The organism is Streptomyces sp. NPDC006265, from assembly GCF_040613555.1.
In the GTDB taxonomy this organism is placed as follows: Bacteria; Actinomycetota; Actinomycetes; order Streptomycetales; family Streptomycetaceae; genus Streptomyces.
Map to the genome: position 1 here is coordinate 1 of NZ_JBEXSH010000704.1, position 4,925 is coordinate 4,925.

Sequence of the window (4,925 nt, forward strand, 5' to 3'; positions counted from 1 at the left end):
CCTCGATCCCGCACCGCCGCCGGCCGGACAACAGCTGTCCCTCGACGAGCGCTTCGCCCTCGACCCGACCGTGGGCGACCGCCCGTTCCTCAGTGGCGGACCAGGCAGAACGGATGTCCCGCCGGGTCGGCGTAGATCCGCCAGCTCCGCCGGTCGGCACCGGCGTCCAACACCGCTGCCCCATGGGCCAGTACCTGTTCCTCGGCCCGGTCCAGGTCCGCGACCCCGAAGTCGAGGTGGAACTGCTGCGGCCGGGACGGGTCCGGCCACAGCGGCGGGTGGTGGTCGGCTGCCCGCTGGAACGCCAGGACGGCACCGGACGGTGTGTGCAGCGTCGCCCAGGTGTCGCTCACCGCCCACCGCCGGTCCGGCTGGTTGACGGTGCCACCCAGGATCGACCGGTAGAACGCGGCCAGCTCCGCCGGTTCGGGGCAGTCGAGCACCACACACTGCAGGTCAGCGATCACGGGCCGATCCTAGGACCCGCCGTCAGTTCCGCGAAGCGAGGTACTGCTCGACGCCTGGCGCGATGTGGGCGTTCTCGACGTTCACGGCGGCTCCTACCGCCTTGGCGTCCGGCTTGTGCACGTAGGTCGAGGTGCTCGCGGGCCGTGCCTTGTCGGAGAAATTCTGGGGCGAGCCGAGGCCGACGTCGACGCTGGACTGGGAGCGGTGGGCCTTGACCACGTCCTCGCGGGCCAGACTGCCGTTCTCGCAGGCCTTCTTGAGGTCGGTGCCCATCAGCTGAGCGGCGTTGTAGCCGGAGAGCACGCCGGAGTCGACCAGGGAGTCCGGGTACTTCTTCTTGTAGGAGGCGACCATCGTGCGGACCCCGGCCACGTCGGAGCTGACCGCGGGGACGGCGCTGACCACGTTCAGCAGGGCCGTCAGGGCCGGGGCGGCCGGTGTCTTCATCAACTGCGGGGCGTAGCCGGGGGCGCTGCTGACGACGGGCACCTTCAGGCCGCGGGAGGCCGCTACCCCGACCAGTGAGGCCGTCTGGGCCGGTCCGGCGCTGATCAGGATGGCTTTGACGCCCGCCTTGCGCAGCGCCGAGACCTGCGCGGACAGGTCGGTGTCCGTCGCCTTGATCTTCTGACCGGTGATCTTCAGGCCCGCCTTCTTCGCGGCCCACCGCGAGCCCTCCAGTGCATTCGCGCCGTATTCGCCCTCGAAGTAGACGTGGCCGATCGTGTCGCCCTTCGCCAGGCCCTTGGTGCGGGTGAGGAAGTCGACCGCGGCGATCATGTCGACGTCGTAGGTGGTGCCCAGGACCTGGACCGAGTCCCGGTCGAGCAGGGAGGCGGCCCAGGCCTGCGGGAAGGTGAGCACCTTGTCCCGTTCGATGTCGTCGAGCAGCGCGGCCATCACGGGTGAACCGATGACCTGGGGCAGCGCCACGACGTCCGCGGAGATGTCGGCGTAGGCGGTGACGGCCTTCTGGACGTCGTAGCCGTGGTCCTTGACGACGATCTCGATGCGGCGGTCGCAGATGCCGCCGCGGGCGTTGACCTCGTCCGCCCACATCTGCTGGGCCTGCACGATGCTCTTGCCGAGGGTGGCGTAGGGGCCGGTGAGGTCCGTCAGGGCACCGAGTCTGATGGTCTTGTCGGTGACTCCCGGGCCGGTCTTGATGCCGTCGGCGCCGTCGTCGGTGCTCCCGGAGGAGCCGGCCTTGGAGCTGCATCCGGTGCCCGCGAGCAGCAGGGCCGCGAGGGCGGTGGCCAGAAGCGTTCTGGTGCGTGGTGCGGTGGGGTTCACGGGGTGGGCTCCTTGGCTCGTGCGGCTGACGTGGGCGGCAGGGAAGCGGAGGTGGTGCCGGCGACGGGCGGTGGGGCGGCTCGGCGGCCGCGCAGGCGTGCGCGCAGGCGGCGGACCAGGCCGTGCAGGCCGTCGGGGGCGAAGAGGAGGATCAGGACGATCGCCGCTCCGTAGAGGTAGCGGGCGGCTTCGGTGGGACCGACCGGGCCGTCGGTGGTGCCGGGGGCGGCCACCAGCGGCAGCTGGTCGGCGTAGCGGGTCATCAGCAGCGGCAGCGCGGTGACGAAGACGGCGCCCGCGGCGGCGCCGGCCACCGATCCGAGCCCGCCGATGACGATCATGGCGAGGTAGTCGACCGACAGCACCAGGCCGAAGTAGTCGGGCACCACGCGGCGGAAGGAGAGGGCGAGCATCACCCCGGCCAGGCCCGCGTACATCGACGAGACGACGAAGGCCGCCGACCGGTACCGGGAGACGTTCACGCCCATCACGGCCGCCGCGGTCTCGCTGTCGCGCAGCGCCACCAGGGCGCGTCCGGGACGGCCGCGGAGCAGTCCACGGGCGGTGAACCAGGTGAGCGCGAACAGTGCGACTCCCAGGTACCAGAGGCGTTCCTCGGCGCCGAACGGCACGCCCATCAGGGTCAGTTCGGAGTCGGCGGAGAAGGAGAAGCCGCCCAGTTCCAGCGGTGGCACCGAGCGGCCGTTGAACCCCCCGGTGACGGAGTCCGCGGTGAGCAGGACGTGGTGCCCGAGGAAGACCAGGGCGAGGGTCGCGACGCCCAGGTAGACACCGCGCACCCGGCCGGCGACGGGACTGAAGAGCCCGCCGGCCGCCCCGGCGAGCAGGACCGCGAGTACGGCCGCCACCGCGGTGGGCAGCCCGGGCCCGGGTTCACCGGCCAGCCATACGTAACCGTAGGCGCCGACGGCGAGGAAGAAGGCGTGGCCGAGGGAGAGTTGGCCCGCGGTGCCGGACAGCAGGCCGAGGCCCACCGCGCCGATGGCCGCCGCCATCGAGAACAGGCCGATGCGCAGCCAGAACGCGTCGAGGTAGAAGGGCAGCGCGCACAGGACGAGGACGGCCGCCGAGGTCCGGCCCATGCGGACGGCGCCGGTACGGGAGAGTCGCTCAGACACGGACCGCCGCCTTTCCGCCGAACAGCCCGGTCGGCCGCACCAGCAACACCAGGACCATCACCGCGTAGGGGGCGACGTCGCCGAACCCCTCGCCCAGGACGTGCAGATCGGACTGGTAGCCCGCGACGAGCGCCTCGGTCATGCCGATCAGCAGGCTGCCCGCGAGGGCGCCGGGCGGCGAGGCCATCCCGCCGAGGATCGCCGCCGGGAACGCCTTCAGGGCGATCTGCCCCGTCGTGCGCTCCAGCCCGGGCGCCGGGAACGCGGCCAGGAACACCGCCGCCAGGGCGGCCAGCGCTCCGGCCAGGCACCAGGCCAGCATGCGGATCCGCACCAGCCGTACGCCCATCAGGGAGGCCGCCTCGACGTCCTCGGCCGCGGCGCGCAGCGACAGGCCCCAGGAGGTGTACCGGAACAGCGCGAAGACACCGGCGATGACCACGCCGGAGACCACGATCGCGGCGATCCGGCTGTCCGCGACGGTCACCGGCCCCCATGCGCTGACCGAGTCGCCCCAGGGGTCGCCGAGCGGGAGCAGGTCGCCGCCGATGCGCCGGGACAGGTCGGTGAGGATGACGATGTCGACGCCGATGGTGACGATGGTCTGCACATGGGCGCCGTGCGGGTCCGTCCCGCCGGCCTGGAGCAGGAAGCGGTCCATGGCGCCGGCCACGGCCGCCGTCACCAGGACGGACACAGCAAGGGCCCCGGCGAAGCCGAGGTCGTCGTGGAGTACGGCGGTGAGGTAGCCACCGAGCAGGAGCAGGGAGCCGTGGGCGAAGTTCATGACGCCGGAGGCCTTGAAGATGATGACGAAGCCGAGCGCGACGAGGGCGTAGACCGCTCCCAGCGCGAGGCCGTTGAAGAGGGTGTCCAGGAGGGTGGTCATGCCGCGTCCTCCTGCTCGGCGCCGGTGCCGAGGTAGGCGCGCAGCACCTCGGGGTCGCCTCGGACCTCGTCGGGGGTGCCGTGTGCGATGGCACGGCCGAAGTCGAGGACGGTGACCTCGTCGGCGAGCCGCATCACCAGCCCCATGTCGTGCTCCACCAGGACGACGGACAGGCCGAGTTCGGCGCGCACGGCGTGCACGACCTCGACCGTGCGGGCCCGTTCGGCCGCGTTCATCCCGGCGACCGGCTCGTCCAGCAGCAGGACGCTGGGCTCCAGGCAGAGGGCACGGGCGAACTCCACGCGTTTGCGGTCGCCGTAGGAGAGCAGCGCGACGGGGGTGTCGAAGTGGTGTACGAGCCCGGTGAGTTCGGCGATCTCGCGGGTCCGGGCGAGGTGTTCGCGCTGTTCGCGCCGCACGTGCGGCAGGCGCAGCGCGCTGGCGGCGAATCCGGCCCGGGACAGGGCGTGGCGGCCGAGCATCAGGTTGTCGGCGACCGTTCCCTGGGTGGTGACGATGTTCTGGAAGGTGCGGGCCACGCCGAGCGCGGCGATGCGGTGGGGCGCCAGCCGGGTCAGGTCGGCATCGCCGAGCCGTACGGTGCCGGTGGCGGGGCGGCACAGGCCCGACAGCACGTTGAAGCAGGTGGACTTGCCCGCTCCGTTGGGTCCGATGAGCGCGTGGACGGAGCCGGGGGCGACGGTGAAGGACACCGCGTCGAGGGCGGTCAGCCCGGCGAAGCGGACGGTCACGTCCGTGACGGCGAGTTCGGGCGGTGCGGTGGTGCGGACGGTCACGCGGCTCCCTGCCCCTCGGTGGTTCCGGCTCTCTGCGCGGTCTCGGTGCCTTCGTCGGCGGCCTCGGCGCCTTCTTCGGTGGTCTCGCCCAGGTACAGCCGCTTCACGGCGTCCGTGCGGGCGAGTTCCTCGGCGGACCCGGAGAGGCGGACCTCGCCGACCTCCAGGACGTGGGCGGTGTCGGCGAGGGACAGCGCCATGCCCGCGTTCTGCTCGACGAGCAGCACGGCGGTGCCTTGCGCATTGATCTCGCGGACGACCTCGGCGATCCGGTACACCATCTGCGGGGCCAGGCCCAGGGAGGGCTCGTCGAGCAGGAGCAGACGGGGCGCGGCCATG

The 4,925-nt window shown here is 72.1% G+C and carries 5 protein-coding genes and 1 pseudogene; all 6 read right to left on the reverse strand.

The genetic code is table 11. From position 1 onward, the window contains the following. Nucleotides 1–89 precede the first annotated feature (89 nt). The gene (locus ABZ281_RS37900) at nt 90–467 is read right to left on the reverse strand and encodes a VOC family protein (RefSeq protein WP_356662571.1); all 378 of its coding nucleotides are present in this window, start codon (nt 465–467) and stop codon (nt 90–92) included. Nucleotides 468–489: 22 nt separating this feature from the next. Further along, complete coding sequence (locus ABZ281_RS37905; protein ID WP_356662572.1) at nt 490–1,761, reverse strand: ABC transporter substrate-binding protein; 1,272 nt, start codon at nt 1,759–1,761, stop codon at nt 490–492. Beyond that, nucleotides 1,758–2,864, reverse strand: a complete 1,107-nt coding sequence (locus tag ABZ281_RS37910; RefSeq protein WP_356662575.1) for a branched-chain amino acid ABC transporter permease — start codon at nt 2,862–2,864, stop codon at nt 1,758–1,760. Before ABZ281_RS37910 ends, ABZ281_RS37905 begins: the two co-directional genes overlap by 4 nt. Nucleotides 2,865–2,892: 28 nt before the next feature. Continuing rightward, entirely contained in the window at nt 2,893–3,789 is an 897-nt protein-coding gene (locus tag ABZ281_RS37915) for a branched-chain amino acid ABC transporter permease (protein WP_356662573.1), read from the reverse strand. Further along, a complete protein-coding gene (locus ABZ281_RS37920) occupies nt 3,786–4,586 on the reverse strand; it encodes an ABC transporter ATP-binding protein (RefSeq protein WP_356662574.1) in 801 nt (266 codons plus the stop codon). The genes ABZ281_RS37915 and ABZ281_RS37920 overlap by 4 nt, the downstream gene beginning before the upstream one ends. Continuing rightward, nucleotides 4,583–4,925: pseudogene (locus ABZ281_RS37925) on the reverse strand (ABC transporter ATP-binding protein); the annotation flags it as partial. The gene ABZ281_RS37920 and the pseudogene ABZ281_RS37925, both read right to left, overlap by 4 nt.